The sequence below is a fragment of the Mycoplasma crocodyli MP145 genome, from assembly GCF_000025845.1.
Classification (GTDB): domain Bacteria; phylum Bacillota_I; class Bacilli_A; order Mycoplasmatales; family Metamycoplasmataceae; genus Mycoplasmopsis; species Mycoplasmopsis crocodyli.
Genome location: NC_014014.1, coordinates 56,552 through 76,074 on the forward strand (window position 1 = coordinate 56,552; position 19,523 = coordinate 76,074).

At 27.9% G+C, this 19,523-nt stretch carries 20 protein-coding genes; 9 read left to right on the forward strand and 11 right to left on the reverse strand.

What is annotated here, in order from left to right; translation table 4 throughout:
* Nucleotides 1-157: 157 nt before the first annotated feature.
* The 5 genes from MCRO_RS00280 to MCRO_RS00300 are packed head-to-tail and all read right to left on the reverse strand — an operon-like array spanning nt 158 to nt 6,733.
* Entirely contained in the window at nt 158-3,106 is a 2,949-nt protein-coding gene (locus tag MCRO_RS00280; protein WP_013054425.1) for an SMC hinge domain-related protein, read from the reverse strand.
* An 11-nt stretch (nt 3,107-3,117) separates the two neighbouring features.
* Nucleotides 3,118-3,789 carry a ribonuclease III gene (gene rnc, locus MCRO_RS00285; protein ID WP_013054413.1) on the reverse strand — a complete coding sequence of 224 codons (672 nt, stop codon included), beginning with the start codon at nt 3,787-3,789 and terminating at the stop codon, nt 3,118-3,120.
* Entirely contained in the window at nt 3,782-4,792 is a 1,011-nt protein-coding gene (plsX, locus tag MCRO_RS00290) for a phosphate acyltransferase PlsX (RefSeq protein WP_013054501.1), read from the reverse strand. The genes rnc and plsX overlap by 8 nt, the downstream gene beginning before the upstream one ends.
* Nucleotides 4,792-6,429, reverse strand: a complete 1,638-nt coding sequence (locus MCRO_RS00295; RefSeq protein ID WP_013054642.1) for a DAK2 domain-containing protein — start codon at nt 6,427-6,429, stop codon at nt 4,792-4,794. The genes plsX and MCRO_RS00295 overlap by 1 nt, the downstream gene beginning before the upstream one ends.
* On the reverse strand, nt 6,422-6,733 hold the full coding sequence (locus tag MCRO_RS00300; protein WP_013054641.1) for a hypothetical protein: 312 nt from the start codon (nt 6,731-6,733) through the stop codon (nt 6,422-6,424). Before MCRO_RS00300 ends, MCRO_RS00295 begins: the two co-directional genes overlap by 8 nt.
* A gap of 66 nt (nt 6,734-6,799) precedes the next feature.
* On the opposite strand from MCRO_RS00300, the gene MCRO_RS00305 reads away from it, so the two are divergent.
* Nucleotides 6,800-7,495, forward strand: a complete 696-nt coding sequence (locus MCRO_RS00305) for a DNA repair protein RecO C-terminal domain-containing protein (protein WP_013054579.1) — start codon at nt 6,800-6,802, stop codon at nt 7,493-7,495.
* Here the strand turns inward: MCRO_RS00305 and rsmD are convergent.
* The gene (gene rsmD / locus MCRO_RS00310; RefSeq protein ID WP_013054797.1) at nt 7,478-8,026 is read right to left on the reverse strand and encodes a 16S rRNA (guanine(966)-N(2))-methyltransferase RsmD; all 549 of its coding nucleotides are present in this window, start codon (nt 8,024-8,026) and stop codon (nt 7,478-7,480) included. The two genes, MCRO_RS00305 and rsmD, sit on opposite strands and share 18 nt — an antisense overlap.
* 58 nt (nt 8,027-8,084) lie before the next feature.
* Between rsmD and def the strand changes: the two genes are divergently transcribed.
* The 4 genes from def to MCRO_RS00330 are packed head-to-tail and all read left to right on the forward strand — an operon-like array spanning nt 8,085 to nt 12,496.
* Nucleotides 8,085-8,636 (forward strand): peptide deformylase, encoded by a 552-nt coding sequence (gene def / locus MCRO_RS00315; RefSeq protein ID WP_013054300.1) that lies wholly within the window; start codon nt 8,085-8,087, stop codon nt 8,634-8,636.
* An 8-nt stretch (nt 8,637-8,644) separates the two neighbouring features.
* Nucleotides 8,645-9,709: a hypothetical protein gene (locus MCRO_RS00320; RefSeq protein WP_013054560.1), complete on the forward strand. Its 1,065-nt coding sequence runs from the start codon at nt 8,645-8,647 to the stop codon at nt 9,707-9,709.
* Nucleotides 9,710-9,765: 56 nt separating this feature from the next.
* Nucleotides 9,766-11,565, forward strand: coding sequence for an ABC transporter permease (locus tag MCRO_RS00325; protein WP_013054628.1), 1,800 nt, complete (start codon nt 9,766-9,768; stop codon nt 11,563-11,565).
* Nucleotides 11,566-11,575: 10 nt separating this feature from the next.
* Nucleotides 11,576-12,496 (forward strand): ABC transporter ATP-binding protein, encoded by a 921-nt coding sequence (locus MCRO_RS00330; protein ID WP_013054715.1) that lies wholly within the window; start codon nt 11,576-11,578, stop codon nt 12,494-12,496.
* A 31-nt stretch (nt 12,497-12,527) separates the two neighbouring features.
* On the opposite strand, the gene ylqF is transcribed toward MCRO_RS00330, so the two are convergent.
* Genes ylqF through MCRO_RS00350 form a run of 4 tightly spaced genes read right to left on the reverse strand, consistent with a single transcriptional unit; the run spans nt 12,528 to nt 14,890 of the window.
* Nucleotides 12,528-13,385: a ribosome biogenesis GTPase YlqF gene (gene ylqF, locus MCRO_RS00335; protein WP_013054719.1), complete on the reverse strand. Its 858-nt coding sequence runs from the start codon at nt 13,383-13,385 to the stop codon at nt 12,528-12,530.
* Nucleotides 13,372-13,638 carry a hypothetical protein gene (locus tag MCRO_RS00340; protein WP_013054776.1) on the reverse strand — a complete coding sequence of 89 codons (267 nt, stop codon included), beginning with the start codon at nt 13,636-13,638 and terminating at the stop codon, nt 13,372-13,374. Before MCRO_RS00340 ends, ylqF begins: the two co-directional genes overlap by 14 nt.
* A gap of 3 nt (nt 13,639-13,641) precedes the next feature.
* The gene (locus MCRO_RS00345; RefSeq protein ID WP_013054246.1) at nt 13,642-14,373 is read right to left on the reverse strand and encodes a TrmH family RNA methyltransferase; all 732 of its coding nucleotides are present in this window, start codon (nt 14,371-14,373) and stop codon (nt 13,642-13,644) included.
* Nucleotides 14,366-14,890, reverse strand: coding sequence for a tRNA (cytidine(34)-2'-O)-methyltransferase (locus MCRO_RS00350; protein WP_013054329.1), 525 nt, complete (start codon nt 14,888-14,890; stop codon nt 14,366-14,368). Before MCRO_RS00350 ends, MCRO_RS00345 begins: the two co-directional genes overlap by 8 nt.
* A gap of 65 nt (nt 14,891-14,955) precedes the next feature.
* Between MCRO_RS00350 and MCRO_RS00355 the strand changes: the two genes are divergently transcribed.
* From MCRO_RS00355 to MCRO_RS00365, 3 genes are read left to right on the forward strand one after another with little or no spacing between them, the layout of a single operon-like run.
* Nucleotides 14,956-15,480, forward strand: coding sequence for a metallophosphoesterase family protein (locus MCRO_RS00355; protein ID WP_013054340.1), 525 nt, complete (start codon nt 14,956-14,958; stop codon nt 15,478-15,480).
* 10 nt (nt 15,481-15,490) lie between these two features.
* A complete protein-coding gene (locus MCRO_RS00360; protein WP_013054503.1) occupies nt 15,491-16,396 on the forward strand; it encodes a Cof-type HAD-IIB family hydrolase in 906 nt (301 codons plus the stop codon).
* Nucleotides 16,389-17,129: a ribonuclease HIII gene (locus tag MCRO_RS00365; protein WP_013054146.1), complete on the forward strand. Its 741-nt coding sequence runs from the start codon at nt 16,389-16,391 to the stop codon at nt 17,127-17,129. The genes MCRO_RS00360 and MCRO_RS00365 overlap by 8 nt, the downstream gene beginning before the upstream one ends.
* A gap of 29 nt (nt 17,130-17,158) precedes the next feature.
* Here the strand turns inward: MCRO_RS00365 and MCRO_RS00370 are convergent, their stop codons facing one another.
* Entirely contained in the window at nt 17,159-17,896 is a 738-nt protein-coding gene (locus tag MCRO_RS00370; protein ID WP_013054269.1) for a phosphotransferase, read from the reverse strand.
* A 137-nt stretch (nt 17,897-18,033) separates the two neighbouring features.
* Between MCRO_RS00370 and MCRO_RS00375 the strand changes: the two genes are divergently transcribed.
* A complete protein-coding gene (locus MCRO_RS00375) occupies nt 18,034-19,401 on the forward strand; it encodes an FAD-dependent oxidoreductase (RefSeq protein WP_013054685.1) in 1,368 nt (455 codons plus the stop codon).
* Nucleotides 19,402-19,523 lie beyond the last annotated feature (122 nt).

Sequence of the window (19,523 nt, forward strand, 5' to 3'; positions counted from 1 at the left end):
TTCATTAATAGTATTTGGAATATGAAAATATAAGGCAATTAAAATAATTAATATAATTCAAACGTCTTAAATAAGCAAAAATAGTACACTAAGTAATTTTGATTTAGATATTAATAAAATAAAAAACAGTTGGACTTTAAAACCAACTATTTTTAAATTATTTGTTTTCTGCTTTGTTAAATTCATCAACCATTTTTTTGGCTTGCGAAAGTTCAAGACTGAAAAAACTTGTAACTCCTCTTTTTTGCATTGTTGCTCCAAAAAGGTTATCCATTCTTGACATTGAACCGTGACGGTGAGTAATAACAACAAATTGTGTTTTTTCTTTAAGTGCTTGTAAGTATTCTGCAAAACGAACAACATTTGCTTCATCAAGTGCGGCTTCAACTTCATCAAGAATACAAAGTGGAAGAGGTCTCGCTTTTAAAATACCAAATAGAAGTGAAATAGCAATAAGTGATTTTTCACCACCTGAGAAAAGTTTAAGGTTTTTTATACTTTTACCAGGAGGTTGAGCTTCAATAGAAATTCCGCTTTCAAGAATATTTTTAGGGTCAACAAAAGCAATTTTTGCATTTCCACCACCAAACATAGTTCTGAAAACATTATCAAATTCAATATTAACATCTTCAACTATGTTTGTAAGTTTAGTGGTAATAATTTTATCCATTTCAGCAATTGCACTTGTAATAGTTTCTTTTGCTTGATATAATTCTTCTTGGTTAGAAGAAAGCATGTTAAATCTCTCTTCTTTTTCTTTAAGTTCTTCAATACTTTCAAGATTAATGTGTCCAAGTGCAGAAATTTCATCTCTTGTTGTTTCTACAAATTCTCTAGCTTCATCAATTGAAATACTTAGTTTGTATTCTTTAATTGCATTTTCAACAGTAATTTTATAGTGACTTATTAATCTTTCTCTGCTTTGTTCAAAGTAAATTTTTGCACGCTCTTGCATAGCAATTTTCTTTGAAAATGAGCTATTTAAATCTCTAAGATTTTTTTCCAGATCGTTTTTAGAAATTGATAAGCTATTAATTTCAGCATTTAAGTTATCAAAAATTTCGTTTTTCGCTCTTAAATCAGCTGATGTTGCACGAAGTTGCGATTCAAGAATTTCAATGTTTTCAACATTTTTTCCTGATTCATTATCAAATTTTAATTCTTCTTTTGAGAGACTTGCAAATTTACTTTGTAATTCAGCAAATTTATTTTGAGTATTAACTCTTTTTTCTATTAAAGCAGAAAGTTCTTTTTGAATTTCTGAATTATATTGGTATATGTTTGATCTTTTTGATCTAAAATCAAGAATTTTATCTTCTTGTGCTTTAATTAATGAATTAAGTCCAGGAATAAGTTCTTTAATTTCTCTAATTTGGTCATCGCTTCCAATTAGGTTTTGACTTCTTTCCTTAGAACCCCCAACAATAATTCCACCAACTCTAACAACATCACCATCTTTGGTAACTACCATATATTTTTTATCAAGGATATTAGCAACCTTATTAGCTGTTTCAATATCTTCAACTACAATAATATTTCCTAAAAGGAATTTATTAAGAATTTCAAATTTCGGTTCAATATCAACTAATTCACTAGCAATTCCAATATACCCAGGTTGAGTTTGGATAACAAGCATATGATCATCTCTTATTGATTTTGCTTGGATTGACTTAAGAGGAATAAATGTTGCACGACCTGAATTATTTGATTTAAGGAAGTTAACTGCTTTTACAGCAACTTCTGAATCTTCAACAACAATGTGTTGTGTAGCGTTTGATAAAACCGTTTCAATAGCTGTCACATATTCAGGATTAACTTTTATCAAATCAGCAACAATTCCATGGTATCCTTTAAATAAACTCTTGTTTTCAACAATAGTTTTTGTTCCTTTAAAAAGATTGGTTTTATTTTCTTTTTGATCTTCTAAAATTTGAAGTTTAGTTTCAAGTTTAACTTTCTTTGTTTTTTTATCATTAATTTGAATTGTTAATTCGTTAATATTTTCATTTAATTCATTAACTTCTTTGGAGTAATGATTTGATTTATTTTTTAAAATTTCTTCTTCATCTTTAAAGTAAGAAATTTTATGTGACGTTTGTTCTAATAATGATTTAAGTGATTCGATTTGCTCGTGGCTAGAAACTTTAATTTCACCACGTGCTATTAATTCTTGACGATGAGATTCTTTACTTGCAATTATTTCAAGGTCTTTAAGTCTTTCGTTAATTCCCTTAGCCTTACCCATTAAAGCAGTAATTTCTTTGTGCAATGTATCTCTAAGTGGAATACTTTTATTTAAACGAAGTTCAAAGTTTTCGATCTTTTCTGTGTAGTCTTTTTTGGTTTCTTCGACCCCTTCAAGATCGTTAGTTAATTGTTTAAATTGTTGATCATATTGTTGTATGTCATGGGCTAATAAAGCAATTTCTACATCTTTAAGTTGAGCTGTTTTTTCAAGATATTCTTTTGCTTTACTTGCTTGTTTTCTAAGTGGTGTAATTTGTTTTTCTAATTCACTAACAACAAGTCCAATTTTTTCTAGAGAGTCAGTTGTTCTTTCTAGTTTTTTAATTGCATCTAATTTTCTAAATTTATATTTAGACACTCCTGCTGCTTCTTCAAAAATAGCCCTTCTTTGCTCATCTGTTGATTCGGCAATATCAGCAACTGTTCCTTGAGAAATAATAGCAAGTGATGATTTACCTATTCCTGTTTCCATTGCTATTGCTTTAATATCTTTGTGTCTACATAATTCACCATTTATATAGTATTGATTAGCACCTTTTCCTCTTTCTAAAACACGAGAAATTGTGATAATTTCAGAAGGGAATGACGAAGCTCCGAGACGATTATCGAACGTTAAAGTTACTTCTGCCTTGTCTAATGCTTTAACAGTTTTTGAACCAGCAAAAATAACGTCATGCATATTATCTCCACGTAATTCTTTTGAACTTTGCTCTCCAAGTACTCATTTTATTGCATCGTTTATATTACTTTTTCCTGAACCGTTTGGTCCAACAATTCCTGTTACTCCGCCATCGAAATGTAGAACAACCGGATCGGCAAACGATTTAAAACCATGCGCTTCAATTTTTATTAATTTCATATTTACCTAACCTATTTAAGTTTTTTTAAAGCATCGATTGCTGCTTCAATTTCTGCTTCTTTTTTTGAATAACCTTGACCCATTCCATATACACTACCTTCATGGATAGCTCTTGCTTGAAAAATTTTGTTTGGAAGTTGATTCACATTATATTTTATATTTTCTTTACTAAAATTTTGAAAATATTCTTGCAATCTTGATTTTGGATCTTTGTTTTCAACCTGTCTTGCACCATTAATATACTGTTTTATGAATTTAAAAACAAAGTTATATGCAATGTCAAGACCTTGATCTACATAAATCGCTCCAACAATAGCTTCGAAAACATCGCATTGTATTTTGGTTGAATTTTTTATAGTTTCTTGTGAACCTCCGGGAGCTGTTTTTAAAATATCAATAAGACCAATTGCTATAGAAATGCTAGCAAGCGTTTCTGCTCTTACGACTTTTGCTCTTAGTTCTGTCATTTTACCTTGGTTCAAATCATCCATTTTAAATAATTCAGAACTAACAACAAATTGGATTACCGAATCCCCTAGAAATTCAAGTCTTTCATAACTATTTTTCTTATTAGAACTTGAAAAAAAAGAACTATGTGTAATTGCTTGTAAATATATTTTTGTATTATTTGGTTCAATTTCATGTATATGGAAAAATTCTGTTAAATTTGAGCATTTAAGCATTGTTTTCTAATTCCTTGCTATTAATACTTTTTATTACTTTGTTTAGAACATCTTTTTCAAGAGCGAGTTTTACTTGGTTTAAAGCACCTAGATATGATTTTTCATCACTACTTCCATGACATTTTATAACTACCCCATTTACACCGATAACTCAGGCAGCACCTACGTTTCTATAATCAAGAGTTTCTGCAACATCATGAAAAGCACCTCTCAAAAACAAGTATCCGATTTTTCTAATAAGCTTAATTTTTATCTTGTTTTTTATTAAATCCTTAAAGCTTAATATTGCACCTTCTAGCGATTTTAAAACTAAATTTCCACCATATCCATCTATAACTGCTACATCAGTTGTGTAGTTTAAAATATTTCTTGGTTCTTGAAATCCGATGTAATTTATATTTTTTGTCTTTAAAATTTCATGAGCAGTTTTTACTTCATCAGTTCCCTTGTAATCTTCGGTTCCGATGTTCAATAAAGCAACTTTTGGTACTGAAACATCAAGAAGAACTTTTGCATATTCGTTTGCTATCAGAGATCATTCAACAAGATATTCAGATTTGGTTAAAATGTTAGCGCCTACATCAAGTAAAAGAAACTTTTTACCCTTGGTTGTAGGCATAAGTGGCATAAATGCAGGACGGGATACACCAGGTAATCTTTTCAAAACTAATGTTGCACCACCTAAATATAATCCACTATCACCAGCAGACATAATTGCATGTGCTTTTTGATTTTTTACTAAATCTAAAGCAAAGTTCATCGAAGTGTCTTCATTTAGTGATTGACGTATATTTTTAACGTCGCTTGAAACTAATGGTTTATTAACAAGATCAATATTATCATGAATTTTTTCCTTATAAACTTCATTTAATTTAGCAACATCACCAACTAAAATTATTTTGAAAGAAGGATTTTTTTCAAGGAATAAATTAGCAGCTTTGATTACTGGAAGAGGTCCATTATCATTACCATTAAAATCAAAGGCTATAATATGTTTTGACATTATTCGGCTCCTATAATGAAGTGATAATTAGGTTGACCACCCTCAAAAATTTCAACTTCTACATCATAATTACCTTGAACTATATTTGCTAATTCTTCAGCGTCTCTTTGACTTGCTTCATCACCATAGTATATTGTAATTAATTCTTTTTCATCATTTTCTAAAATATTGTCAACTATTTCTCTGGCTGCTTCAAGATAGGTTTCGCTTGAAGAAATAATATTTCCTTTCAGGATTGAAATGTATTCACCCTCTTTAATTTTTACTCCGCCAATTTTAGTACTTCTAACTGCCTTGGTAACTTCACCAGTAACAACTTCTTCAATTGCTTCAGTCATAAATTCTAGATTATCTTCAGCACTATTTTCTTTATTAAAATTCAATATAGCACTTAAACCTTGTATCTGTGTTTTTGAAGGAATTACTATAACGTTTTTATCTGTAATAACTTGTGCAGCTTGTTGAGAAACTAGAATTATATTTGAGTTATTAGGAAGGATGAAAACCGTTTTTGCATTAACTGCATTAACTGCATTTATTAAATCTTGAGCACTTGGGTTTTGTGTTTGTCCACTTTCAACAATGTAATCACATCCATATTCTTTCATTTTTGAAATAATTCCCGAACCTAAATTACATGAAATTATTCCACACTCTGAACTTTCAACTACTTCAACATGTTTTTTTGTTTCTGCGATTGCCTTTGAATTATTTGCTTGAATCGTCATGTTTTCAGATTTTATTTTTATAAACTCACCATATTCTTGTGCTAAGTTAAGCATTTGACCTGGTTTTAGTGTGTGACCGTGCACCTTTAAAATATTTTCGTCCGTTACAACAACAAGTGAAGTTGCAATAGATTCAATTTGTCTAGTGAATTCTTCTTTATCGAATTTATCTTGTTCTTCAAGGTCAATTATAAACTCTGTACAATATCCAAACTCTCCATCAAAAACTTCTGTATCATTAATAAAACTATTAATGTCATCAGTTGTTTTTGATATTTGAACTGGTTTTCCTTGGAAGTATGAAAGCATTCCTTCGAAAATTACAAATAAACCTTCACCACCACTATCGGTTACTCCAACTTCTCTTAAAATTTTTAATTTATTTGGTGTATTATCGCAAGCAATTCTCATAAATTCAAGAACTTTAGTAAAAAAATCAAGAATACTTACTTTTGTAAAATCCTTTTTATATTCCTTTTGAATCATTTCGCTTGTTTCTCTTATTACTGTTAAAATTGTTCCTTCAACAGGTTTAAGAACAGCACCATATGCTTTTTGTTGCGCAGTATTTAAGGCTTGGACTAAATCTTTGACTGTTGCTGAATTTTTCTCAGAAAGCCCCATAGAAAATCCTTTGAATATTTGACTTAAAATAACTCCTGAGTTACCTCTTGCACCAAGTAGCATTCCTTTTGCAATCGAAGATGAAACTACTGAGATGCTCTCATCAGTTATGTTTCTACAATTATCAATTGCAGTATTAATTGTTGAAGACATATTTGTTCCAGTATCACCATCTGGGACTGGGAAAACATTCAATGCATCAATCCTATTTTTCGAGTTACTTAATGCATTAGATGCTGAAATCATAGCATTAAGGAACATTTGACCATCTAAACTTTTATTCATCAGAAACTCCTTTAATCATTATGTTTAATTTGTAAATTTTCTCACCCATTGGTTTTAATATGTAATTCATTTGTTGATATATTTCATTGACTATCCTTTTAGCTGAAAGCCCTCTTAAGATTGTAAGTGCGCATCTTATTGACCAACCTTTTTCGGTACGCTCAGCAAAAATACTTTCAAGACATTCATCATTTTGCAAGTCAATTGCATTTAAGTTTTCAAAATCATAAACATTAAAGCCTTTAACGCCAGGCGTTTCCTTAATTATGTTTATCAATGTTCTTTTGATATCTAGTAAATTCATTAACAACTCTCCTAAAATAATCATTTTATAGTATTTTATTATATTTAAAAATATATAATTAAAAATATGGCTGAAAGTATTATTAAAGGTATAACTCTAAAAGTTATTGAAACAATCCATCCTAAAGCATCAATTTTAATATTTACAAATTCTGGGCATTTAAGCCTTTATGCAGAAGGTATTTTTAATACAAACAGCAAAAATAGAAGCAATTTAATTCTTGGTTCACTAGTGGAAGTTGAATATTTTAGAGCAAGACTTAACAACAAAATGAGTAAGTTAAAGAAGGTTTCAATCCTTAAAGAAGTTGATGTTACTCAATTGTTTAATTCTCTATTTATCCAAAAAATAATTTACATATTTGACTATATCACAGTTAAAAACAACTTAGTAGACATTTACGAAAAGTTAATTGATTTTATTGGTATAGGTCGTAACTCACATATCTTAACTATACTAGCAAGTTATATTTTAACTTATAACGGATATGAACCAAATTTTTCAAAATGCTCTGAGTGTGGTAGTTTTAAAAATATATCTGATTTTGAATTTTATAAAGGCGGTTACTTATGCCAAAATCATTCAAAAAATAGTATATCTATAGAAGAACTTGAAGCATATTATTGACTTAGAAATGACCACAAAAAATATATCGAGGAAGTTACCCCAACAATAAACAAATTAATTTATCAAAAATTAATCAATCATTTAAGTGAAATTGGCTTTGCAATAAGTTGGGAAGATTTAAGCAAATTTACTTAAAAATATTACAAAAACTCTTCCATATTTTTTTGACTTATTTATTATAAAACCTTTTGGAATAACAATTGCATTTTCATCATTTGTCTCTATAATAATTGTTCCAAATTTGTTTAATAAGTCGTTTTCTTTAATTGTTTCGAGAGACTGATTAAGCAAGTCTTTTCTATCATAAGGCGGATCAATAAATATAAAATCAAACTTTTTACCGCCGCTTTTTGTAAGAAAATAAATAACATCAGAATTTCAAACTTCAAGATTATTAATATCAAGGTTTTTAATATTTTTTTTAATTATTTCATAAGCTTTTTTATCTTTTTCAACAGCTACTGCTTTCATAGCATATCTTGATAAAGCTTCAATACTTCATGCGCCACTTCCGGCAAATAAATCAAGAACTATTTTGTCTTTAAGATCAAATTGAATACTGGAAAAAACAGATTCTCTTATTTTATCTGTTGTAGGTCTTGTGGTTTCTAATTCCGGTTGTTCAATTAGTCTTTTTCCGTATTTTCCTGCTATAATTCTTAACATATTTTTATTATATTGTAAATTAAGTTAATATAAAAATAAATTGTTTATAATTTAAAATATGTACGAAGTAAAATTAGTTAAATTGCCTAAAAAGGTATTAAGAGAAAAATCTAAGGATGTTCCAATTCCTTTATTGCCTGAAGATGTTGAACTTGCAGAAAAAATGATTTATCATATTGATGATAGTCAAAAAGAAGGTTCAAAATTCAGAGCGGGTGTAGGAGTTGCTGCTGTTCAATATGGAATTCTAAAAAATGTATTTTATGTTCACGTTAGAGATTTTGATAAAGATATAGAAATCTTTCGAGATGTTTTATTCAATCCTAAAATTATCTCGAAAAGTGAAACATTAACAGCTTTAAGTGACGGAGAAGGTTGTTTAAGTGTTTCTGAGTCTTGACCGGGTCAAAGCGGACTTGTTCATAGAAGTGCAAGAATAGTTGTAGAAGCCTACTCATATATGCAAAAAAAAGTTGTTGAATTTGATGTATTTGGCTATGTAGCAATTGTTTTCCAACACGAACTTGACCATTTAGAAGGTAAGTTATTCATTGATAGAATTGACAAAAAGAACCCTTGAAAAAAGCATAAAAACGCATTATATTTATAGGAGATAAAATGAACACAACAACATTAATTAGAGGTGAAAAACACCACTTCCAAAGCGTTCTTGAAAGTATTGAAAGAATAGGACAAGTAATTCGTCCTGATATAGTAGTTCCTATTTTGTTTATCTCGATTTTGGTTATTGGTTTCTTCATGGGGTTCTTTATGAGTTTCATAAGAAGTATAATATCAACAGCAATTATTATTGGTATTTTAGCTATAGTAATATTTGTTTCAGAACCAATAATTTCATCTAAGATGATTACCATTTTACAAGATAATAAAATTGATGCTGAAACCATAAAAAGCAGTGCTTTAATACTTACAAAGTTGATTGTACCTATTGTTTGTTTCATTTCGCTTTTTATATCATATTTTATTTTTGGTATTGCTATGTTAGTTCTAAAAATACTTAAATCTTTAAATCCAAACAAAGGAAATAAAAAACTTGTATTTAGATTTTTAGGTGGTTTATTAGCTTTAGGAACTTGTTTTCCGGTTGCAACTTTCTTTACTAACACGATTAACTTCTCAACGAGAGCTGAAAATAAATTAACTGATAATTTTATTAATCCACAAGTTAAATTATTTACCTTTGGAAAAGGTGTTGGGTTAGGAAAAAATCTTAGAACAGTATCAGATATTTTCGAAAATAAAGATGTTGCTCAATTACTTTTTACCAATCCTCTTAGTTTATCTCCTGACGATAGACAAGAATTAATAGAAAAAACTGCAAGCTTTTTAAATAACAAAGAATTTACCAAAGAAGCCACGGACATGATTAATTCAAAAATTGAAAAAGAAGCAGAAAAAGCTCTTCAAAATCATCCAGAACAAAAGATTACTAATGATTTAATCAAAAAAGCTCTTGATACAAATCTCGACGAAGTTAAAGTAAACAACAAACCAATTTCAGAAATGTTTGATACTTTAAATTTAAAAGATAAATTGAATGATACTGGTAAACAATCTATAGAAAGTATCATAAATAACATGGTTGAAAAATATTCAGATGATTCTGTAGATCCAGAATTGCAAAAACAACTTATCGATAGTTTGATGAAAAAATACCTATAAAATATTAAAGGTATTTTTTTATTTATAAATGATTATAATAATAGTGGAGGTTTATTTTGAAAACACTATTTAAATATCAATTAAAAACATTTATAAAAAGTCCTTTTGTATATGTTTTATTAGCTATAACTTTTGTCTCGGTCTTATCAATATTTGCAACAACCATTTCATTCAATATTCGTGAATCCGGTTTAATTACAAGAAGTTTTTTAATATTTATTTATCCTAATTTAACTACTTTGATTACTATATTTACAATTATTGCTACGGTCTTTTCATTCTATTTCTATAAGACCGAAGGTCTCTCATTTATAATGCAATCAAAACCAATATCGAGAAAAAAAATATTCTTGTCAAATTCTTTAAACTCATTTATTTTTAATGCAATATTTAGCTTTTTGGTTTGACTAATTGTTATTATTTTTGCCTCATTAATTATTGTGTTTAAAAACAATCCAAATGTTTCTGGAGAGTTTAAATATCTGGTTTTCTTTAGTCTTGGATATATGCTTGTAACATTATTACTAAACTTATTTTTCATTTCTGTTGTTGCGCTGTGCTCAACAAAATTAGGAAGAAAATCAACAAGTGGTTTAGTTTTCGGTTCTTACTTTGGATTTATGTTTTTCAATGCGATTATAGGAACTATTTCATTTGGAGTATCAGATATTTTCATAAAAGAACATGCAGAAAATTATGTTACTAAAAACGGAAAAATCGTTAACTATTTCAATGTTGAAAAGAAGAATTCATATGGTGGTCAAAAAGTTTCGGCCTTACTATCTGATGAAAAAATTAAGAATAATTTTTATTCACATTTCTTAAATTTTCTTTATATTTTCAACATTAAAGGAATGATAGATTCGAGCTTCAATAGCATTAGTTCATTAAGTTTATCAGATTACGAAGAAACTCACTTAATACCCACTTCAATACAAGTTAAGTATTATAAAAATTTAACTAAAGATGAATTTGAAAATAGATATTTTAATTACTACTCACTAGGAGGAACAAACAATTCTGTCAAAAGTTTTATTGATTTAGGCAATAATAACGGATTAAACTACTATAAAACAATTGATTTTCTCAATAAAGCAAGAACATATGAAATTGTATTACCGAAAATTGAAGATACAAAAACCAACAATAATATTAAAAAGGACTATTTGTTTTATTCGAGAGCATTCAAGATTAAAGAAACAAGTAGTAACGATTCTAAATTTAACATTAATGAATTAATTAAATTAACTGATGATGAGCAAACTAAATTAAAAGAAATCGATGATAAAATTAAGCCATATTTAAATCCCGAAAAAATAAATTCAATACCAAATGCTTTAATTGAACAATTAAACATTTTACAAGATTCAATAATTAATAGAATTTCAATAAACTTTGAAAAAGAAGTTCAAAATCGTGTAAAAATCAATTGAGAAGGATGAGAAGAAAAAGTTAATACTTTTATTGAAGAACTCAAAAGTGAATACCCAGACGAACTACCAGAAAATATTGCTTCTGTTAAAGCATCATATTTAGATAAAAAACTAATGTGAGAACTATTTTCTATGAAGTTACAAGCTCAAACAAAAGCTAAGATAAATGATAGTTCAACTATTTTGTATGGTCTACTATTAAAATATTTTGATGAAGATTCAAAAAAATATAGTTATGAAGTTTATCCAAATAAATTAATAAGTAGTGATGTATTTTCAAGACAATATTCAAACAAACCTTATGTTGGAGAACTTGTTACTTGAAAATACCCATTATATTTATCGTTGTTAATCATTATTCTTTTATCATCTGGTTCTTATTCGTTAGCATATTTCTTGAATAAGAAGAGAGTTATAAATTAGGAGGTTGATTATGGAACAAAAAATAATTGAATTTAAAAATGTAACCAAAAAATTTGGTTCTAAAATAGCGCTTGACAATATTTCATTTACTGTTTTCAAAGGTCAATTTCACGGATTTATAGGTGCGAATGGTGCGGGTAAAACAACTTCATTTAGATGTTTGTTTGATTTTTATCCAGACACTAAAGGTGAAATATTTATCAATGGAATTAATTCAACAGATCCCAAGTCAAAACAAAAAATTGGCTATATTCCTGAAGATTCAACTTTTCCTAAAAAGTTAAATGTTAGAGATTATTTAAACTTTTTTTGCGAACTAAGTGGTAAAACAAAAGAAGAATCTAAAACACTTGTTCAAAATTTAATGGACAAATATGAGTTTGCCAAAGAGCTTCAAACTAAGAACGGCAATAAACTTTCATCAGGAGAAAAGAAAAAAGTTTTATTAATGCAGGCACTTATTAGTGATCCTGAAATCCTTGTTCTTGATGAGCCAGCTGCAAATCTTGATCCGAAAATAAGAATTCAACTTTATGAGATATTGAAAAAACTTCAAAAAGAAGGCAAAACAATTTTTATATCAAGTCATATTTTAGCCGAATTAGAACAATATATTGATAGTTATACCGTTATCGAAAAAGGTAAAGTGTACGAAACAAAAACCATTGAAGAAAAATCCAAATCAAGTCATTACAACTACTATGTTACTTCAGCAGAAATTGATAAAGTTGAAGAAATTATCAAGAATTTCACTCTTAAAAGCCCATTCGAATTTAAGAAAAACAAGAATACAATTCTTATGAAATTAGAACCAAAACAGATTGAAAAAATTTCGGCTGAATTATTCAAATCAGGCTTAAACATAGAGTCAATTGGAAAATACAAAGTAAATCTTAACGAACTTTACTTTGATGTTATTAAAGGCGAATAATAAAAAAACCAGGATTAATTTCCTGATTTTTTTAATCAAATGTTACACCACTTAAATTTTTTAATCAATTCATAAAAAATATACGTGCTTTTATTAAATCTGGTTTACCATGTTGATTGAAAAAACCATTATTATTAGCTAGGTCATGGAATAAACTGTAGATTTCATTTTCATCGCTTGAAGGAATTAATTTTAATAGTTCAATAACTTTATTTGGATAGTATTTAGAAATAAGTTTGTAAGATTGCGTTGAAATAAAATCAAGAGGAAAAATATCACTTTTTATCGATCCTATTGCAACTAATTTAGATGCTATTTCCTGGTTTTCAAACTTAGGCAATAATATTCCCGGTGTATCAAGAAAATAGTGATTACCAACAGCGACTCATTGTTTCAATCTTGTAACCCCAGGAAAGTTGGCAACTTTAAGAGTTGATTTTTGTTGCATTAAATTAATTAATGTACTCTTACCGCTATTGGGAACACCGACAACGAAACTTTTTATTTTTGAAGAAATCATTCCTCTTTGTTTGTCTCTTTCTATTTTTTCTTTCATAATAAAATTAATTTTATTGATAATGATTGATCTTGATTTTGACTTTCTTAAATCCAACCAAAGAATGTTTTCTGAATTAAATCTCTTTGTTATTAAAGATTTTTTTTCTTGATCCATTAGATCGGATTTAGTCACTATAAATAACCTTGGTTTTTGTGGCGATATCCTATCAAAGTCCTCATTATATGAGCTGATTGGACAACGAGCATCTAAAACTACAATAAAAAGATCGGCTAAATTTGCTATTGATTTTATTTCTTTAATAGCTTTAGCCATATGTCCTGGAAACCAGTTAATTAAATTTTGAAATTCTTCGTTATTATTTTTTTTCACTTGTAAGTTCCCTCAATAATTCTCTATATTTTTTTATCTCAAATTTAAGACTATCGTTTTCATTTTTTAATATATCTAATTCGTTTTGTAATTTCTCTGTGTAAACAATTTGATTTTGAGAATCAAGATCATAAGCATATAAGTTGTTAGCTAGGTTCTCAATAAAATTATTCACATCTTCAATGTTGTAACCAAAAACATCGGTTTTAAATTCGTGTTCACTTAGTTCTTTTAGCAATTCTGTTATTGTCATTTTTTACTCATTTCTTCATTTGTTTAGAATTATTGCTGCACATGTTGCAACGTTTAAACTCTCAAAAGATATTGGTATATAAACTTTATGTTTTGATAAATCAATAGCATTTTGAGATATTCCATTGCCTTCATTTCCTAAAACTAAAACTGATTTTTTAGGAAATGTGAAATTCTTCAATTCTGTTGCTTCTTTATCCAATAATGTGCTAATTATACTAAAATCTTTACTCATTAATTTTGATAGTTCATCGTATTTATCTACTTGAACAATATTGGTTTTAAAAAACGAACCTTGACTTGCTCTTAAACATTTTGGATTATATATGTCAAAGTTTTTGACTATTAGTGTATCTATATCAAATGATTTACAAAGTCTTATGATTGTACCAATATTCCCAGGGTCTTGTAAATCGTCTAAAAAAACAATTTTATCACCCAATACAATATTATTTTTTACGATTTTACAAACAGCAAAAACTGATTGTGGACTTTGTGCATCTAATACTTTTTTGGCTAGCTCATAGGTTATTAAGGTTGTTCTTTCATATTTTAAAATTTTTGAACTAGAACCAATTTCAAAAATTTCAACAACTATATTCTTGTCAATTGCTTCATCAATTAAATGCTCTCCTTCGATAATAAAAAGACCTTCTTTTTCGCGATATTTTTTCTCGCTTAACTTCTTAAGAAGTTTAAAAGTATCATTATTTGAACTTATTATTGATTTAGTCATTTAGTAAAAAATCCTTTCCTTTTTGAACTTCAAATTTACTTAAATCTTTAAAATCTAACTGTCTCATAACTTCGAAACCAACTATGCAAACACAATTAGCCAAATTAATTGATCTCATTTCTGAAACCATAGGAATTCTTAAACAATTATTAATATTTTTATGCAAAATATTTTTATCTATTCCTGTTGATTCTCTTCCAAACATCAATCAAACTTCACCACTTTGATCATATGCTTTTTTAAAATTTTGTTCAGTGTATGTTTTAAGTCCATATCTAGTAATATAAAAAATATTTTTATTTTTATATTTATTTTCAAAGTCATCATATGAAGCGTGAATTTCATGTTGAATATCACTTAAAATTCGACCAGCTCCATATCTTCTTAGATATTTTGGATGTAAGTCAAAAGAAGTTGGTTTAATGATGTGCAATTTTGCACCTAATGCAAAACAGGTTCTTATTATGTTTCCAGTATTAGGACAAATTTCGGGTTGATAAAGTATTATATTAATCATATTTTTATTATATTAACAAATATGAAAATGTTTATCTTTTTTTATAAATATATTAAAATAATAATATGTTAAAAAAACATGGTATTGTAAAGATTTTGTGCATATCTGATATCCATGGTAATAAATCATTGGCTGAATACATTTTAACTAATACAGAACATGATATAAGCTTATCTATGGGTGATACAGAATTGGATGATTCTTGAGTAAAGTCTCATTTTACCTATGCAATAGCTGGTAATAATGATTTTAGTAGTTCATTAGGTGATTATAGTATTGTAAAAATTTTTGATTATAAAATTTTTATGACTCATGGTCATTTATTTGGTGGTTATAACACTTTGATGAATTATGAACTTTTGTTAAAAGCAACTTCCAAATTAGACGACATTAATTTGTTTGCGTTTGGACACAGTCACTTTCCATTGTTTTTTAATGAACAAAATAATGAAAAAGCATTTTTAAATCCAGGAAGTATAACTTATCCTAGATTTGGAAGTGAACCTTCATTTGCGATTATAAATTTAAATATTGATAACAATAAAATAGAAAAAGTAGAATTTATTAATCCGACAAAGATAAAAAAATAAAAGAGGTAACATGCAAAAAGATAAATTTTTATTTGCAATTGACTTAGATGGAACTACACTAAGTTCATCAGCAACAGGACAAATACATGATCAAACACTAGCTGCTATACAAAGAGCTAAAAAAGAAGGTCATGTTGTTTGTATTTTAACAGGAAGACCATGAAGAAGTACAAAGCCCATTTATGATGCTTTAAAGTTGGATACAATTGTGGCTAACTACAACGGGGCTCATATCCACCATCCATATGATGATGATTTTATTCCTTATATTAAATATTTGGACTTAAATGAAATGCTTTATGTTTTGGGTGATGAAAGACTTCAAAAGGAAATTTCTAATATTGCAATAGAAGGTCCGGGGTGAGTTCAATTACAAAAAAGAGATGAAGATTTAGAAAAGGTTTTTGGTTTTAAAAACACTTCTAAGTTTATTGAAGGACTTGACTTTCATAAAATTCCTATGAAACCAACAGGAATTATATTTGATGTTCAACCTTCAACAGATCCAGAAAACTTAAGACAGTATTTAAAAGCAAGATATGGCGATTTGGGTGAGTTTTCTTATTGATCAAAAGGTGAAGGATTAACACCGGTTTTCGATATTACAAATGTAACAGTTAACAAAGGTAAAGCAATTAGCTTATTAATGCGTTATTATGATATTCCTAATGAAAATACAGTTGCAATAGGTGATGGATTTAATGATGTTTCTATGTTTAAAATTGCTAATGTATCAGTAGCAATGGGTAACAGTTCAAAAGATATTAAAAAACATGCAAGTATTAAAATATCTAAAACAAATAAAGAAGGTGGTGTTGGATATTACATTAATAAGTTTCTAGATAACCCTGCTGAACAAATGAAAAAATCAAAAGAGAGACGCAAAAAACTAAATGAAATAGAGGAAAATGTATAGTAATACATTATTTGATACAAACAAAAAAGAAGAGACGATAATTGAAATCGACTCATCTTTTTCATTTAAAGAAAAAAGAATTATAGGTGTTGATGAGACGGGAGTAGGTGATTATTTTGGTCCATTAATATCAGCTGCTGTTTTAGTTTCGGATAAACAAATAGAGTATTTAAAAAGTATTGGTGTAAAAGACTCTAAAAAAATTACAAGTGACAGTAGAATAATTGACCTTGCAAATCAAATAAAATCAAAATGCTTATATAAAGTTTATACATTAAGCAATGCCGGTTATAATAGAGTTGAACAGACATATAGAAATAGTAATAAACTTAAGTTTTTTACTCATGCACATGTTATAAATTCACTTGAAGAATTGCTGGAGTCAAGAGGCAGTGAGTATGACTATGTTTTTATAGATCAATATACAACTAAGAATGCTTTTATTGAGTATTTTAATAATATGATTTATATAAATAATTGGTCATCAATAAAAGTATTTAAAAAACCAATATTACTATCACACAAGGCTGAAAGTATTCATATATCAGTTGCGGCCGCTTCTATTTTAGCAAGAGCAGAGCTGCTTGAAAATATGAAAAAAATGAAAGCAAAATACAACTTTGATTTTAAACTTGGTGCAAGTAAACAAGTCAAAGAATTAGTTCAAAAATTTAAAGAAAAATTTGGTGAAGAAGAACTAAAAAATGTATGTAAAACAAGTTTCAAATTATAAAAAAACACATACCCTTATTGATGTGTTTTTTAAAACTCTTTGTTTAGTTTTTTTGTTTGATATAACTTATCTAATTTATATATTTGATCTATATAATATTTATCATCAAAAGGCTTAATATCTTGTGCATTAATTCATAAAACTATTAAATAATTAACTAAAATTTTTTGCTGAATTAAATAGTCTTCTCAATAATTATGATATTGATCAAGGAATTCTTTTTCTTCTTTTTCGGTTAAATTAGAAGAACAAATAAAGTAAGCAAGGTCAAAATGTCTATCCCCCATTGTTGCATATTCCCAATCAATAAAATATATTTTATTATCCTTTTTAATCATATTTCTATTTCACAAATCATTATGCAAAGGAACATCTTTTTTGCTTTTTGCAAGAATGTTATTAATTCTTTTGAAATAGTCATTAATAACAGGTAAATTAATTCCCCTTTCATTTAATATTTTTCTGTATTTTTTAACTCTTGCTGCATGATTAGAAGGAGGAAATTTAACCTTACTATTGTGTAATTCATATAATTGGTCAGCTATTATCTTTAATTCATCAATTGTTAAAGTAGGAATTTCTCCTTCAATAAAATCTCATGATATTTCTTTTTCGTTGTTAAAAATAAGTTTAGGTACAAAACCAAAACCGCTTAATATTGAATAATCAATTTTGTGATTAAAACCTGTTAATATTTTTTCTTGATAAAACTTGTCACCATCTTTGTAAGAGATGTTTGTATATCCACCAGTAATAACTTTTTTCATAATCAAATTATATGTAATATATTTTAAATATATTTTAAAAATATGGAAAATTATGGAAAAGTTAGCCATTTATTAGTAAAAAGCCATTTTTTCTATAAAATATTAGTATATTTTCAAATAAATATTTAAGGAGACAAATGAAAATACTAGTTATTGGAGCAAACCACGCTGGAACATCATTTTTAAGAACATTAAAAACTGTTAATCCAAAAGCAGAGGTGGTAGCTTATGACAGAAACACAAACACATCATTTTTAGGATGTGGTATTGCTATATGAGTAGGTGGAGAATTTGATGATCCTAAAGGATTGTTTTACTCATCACCAGAAATTTTAGTAAAAGAATATGGAGTTAATTTAAAAACAAACCACGAAGTTATTAAAATTGATAAGAAGAAAAAAGAAGTTTTAGTTCGTGATTTAGCAACTCAAAAAGAATTCACAGATAATTATGATAAGTTGATTTTTGCTGGCGGAACATGACCAGTTGAACCAAACTTCCCAGGACGTGAATATAACAACATTATGCTTTCAAAATTATTCCAACATGCTGAAGAAATTGTTGAAAAAGCAAAAGATAAATCAGTTAAAAACGTAGTTGTTGTTGGTGCTGGATATATTGGAATTGAACTTGTTGAAGCTTTCCAAATGCAAGGTAAAAAAGTTACATTAATTGATTTAGAAAATAGAGTTGTACCAAATTACTTTGATGAAGAGTTCACTTCTGAAATGGAAAAAAGAATGGTTGCAGATAAAATTAAATTGCAACTTGGTGAAAAAGTTAAAGAATTTAAATCAAAAGATGGAAAGAATGTTTCGTCAGTTGTCACTGATAAAGGTGAATATCCTGCCGATTTAGTTATTTTATCAATTGGATTTAAGCCAAGAACAGATGTTTTAGATGGTGTTGAAAAAATAGCTAATGGTGCAATAGTTGTTGATGAATTCCAAAGATCAGTTTCTGATGAAAACATCTATGCACTAGGTGATTCAGCAGCTATGAAACATTGTGTTACTGGAAAACCTGAACATGCTGCTTTAGCAACAAATGCTGTTAAAACAGGATTGGTTGCTGCTTTACATATTGCCGGTCTAAATGTACCATTCCCAGGAGTAGCAGGAACAAATGCTATTAATGTATTTGGATGTCATTATGCTTCAACCGGTTTAACAAAACAAGTTGCATTAAAACACGGAATTAAAGATGTTGCTGAAGAATACTGAATTGACAATGATAGACCTGAATTTATGACTACTTATGAAAAGGTTGCATGTAAAATTACTTTCGATCCAAAAACATTTAAACTTTTAGGAGTTCAAATTGGTTCATGAGGTAAATCTATCCACACAGAAGTAATTTATATGTTTGCACTTGCAATTCAAAGAGGTTTAACATTACCTGAAATAGCACTTACAGATGTTTATTTCCTTCCACACTTTAATAAACCGTTTAACTTCTTCTTAATGCCAATGCTTAATGCACTTGGAATTAAATACAAGAAATAAATAGTTTAATTATAGGTAATTCAGTTTACCTATTTTTTTAATTTTACATACCTAAATAAACTAATATATAGTCTTATTGTTGTCTTATTTAAATATCAAATTTTATTTCTTGTAATATAATT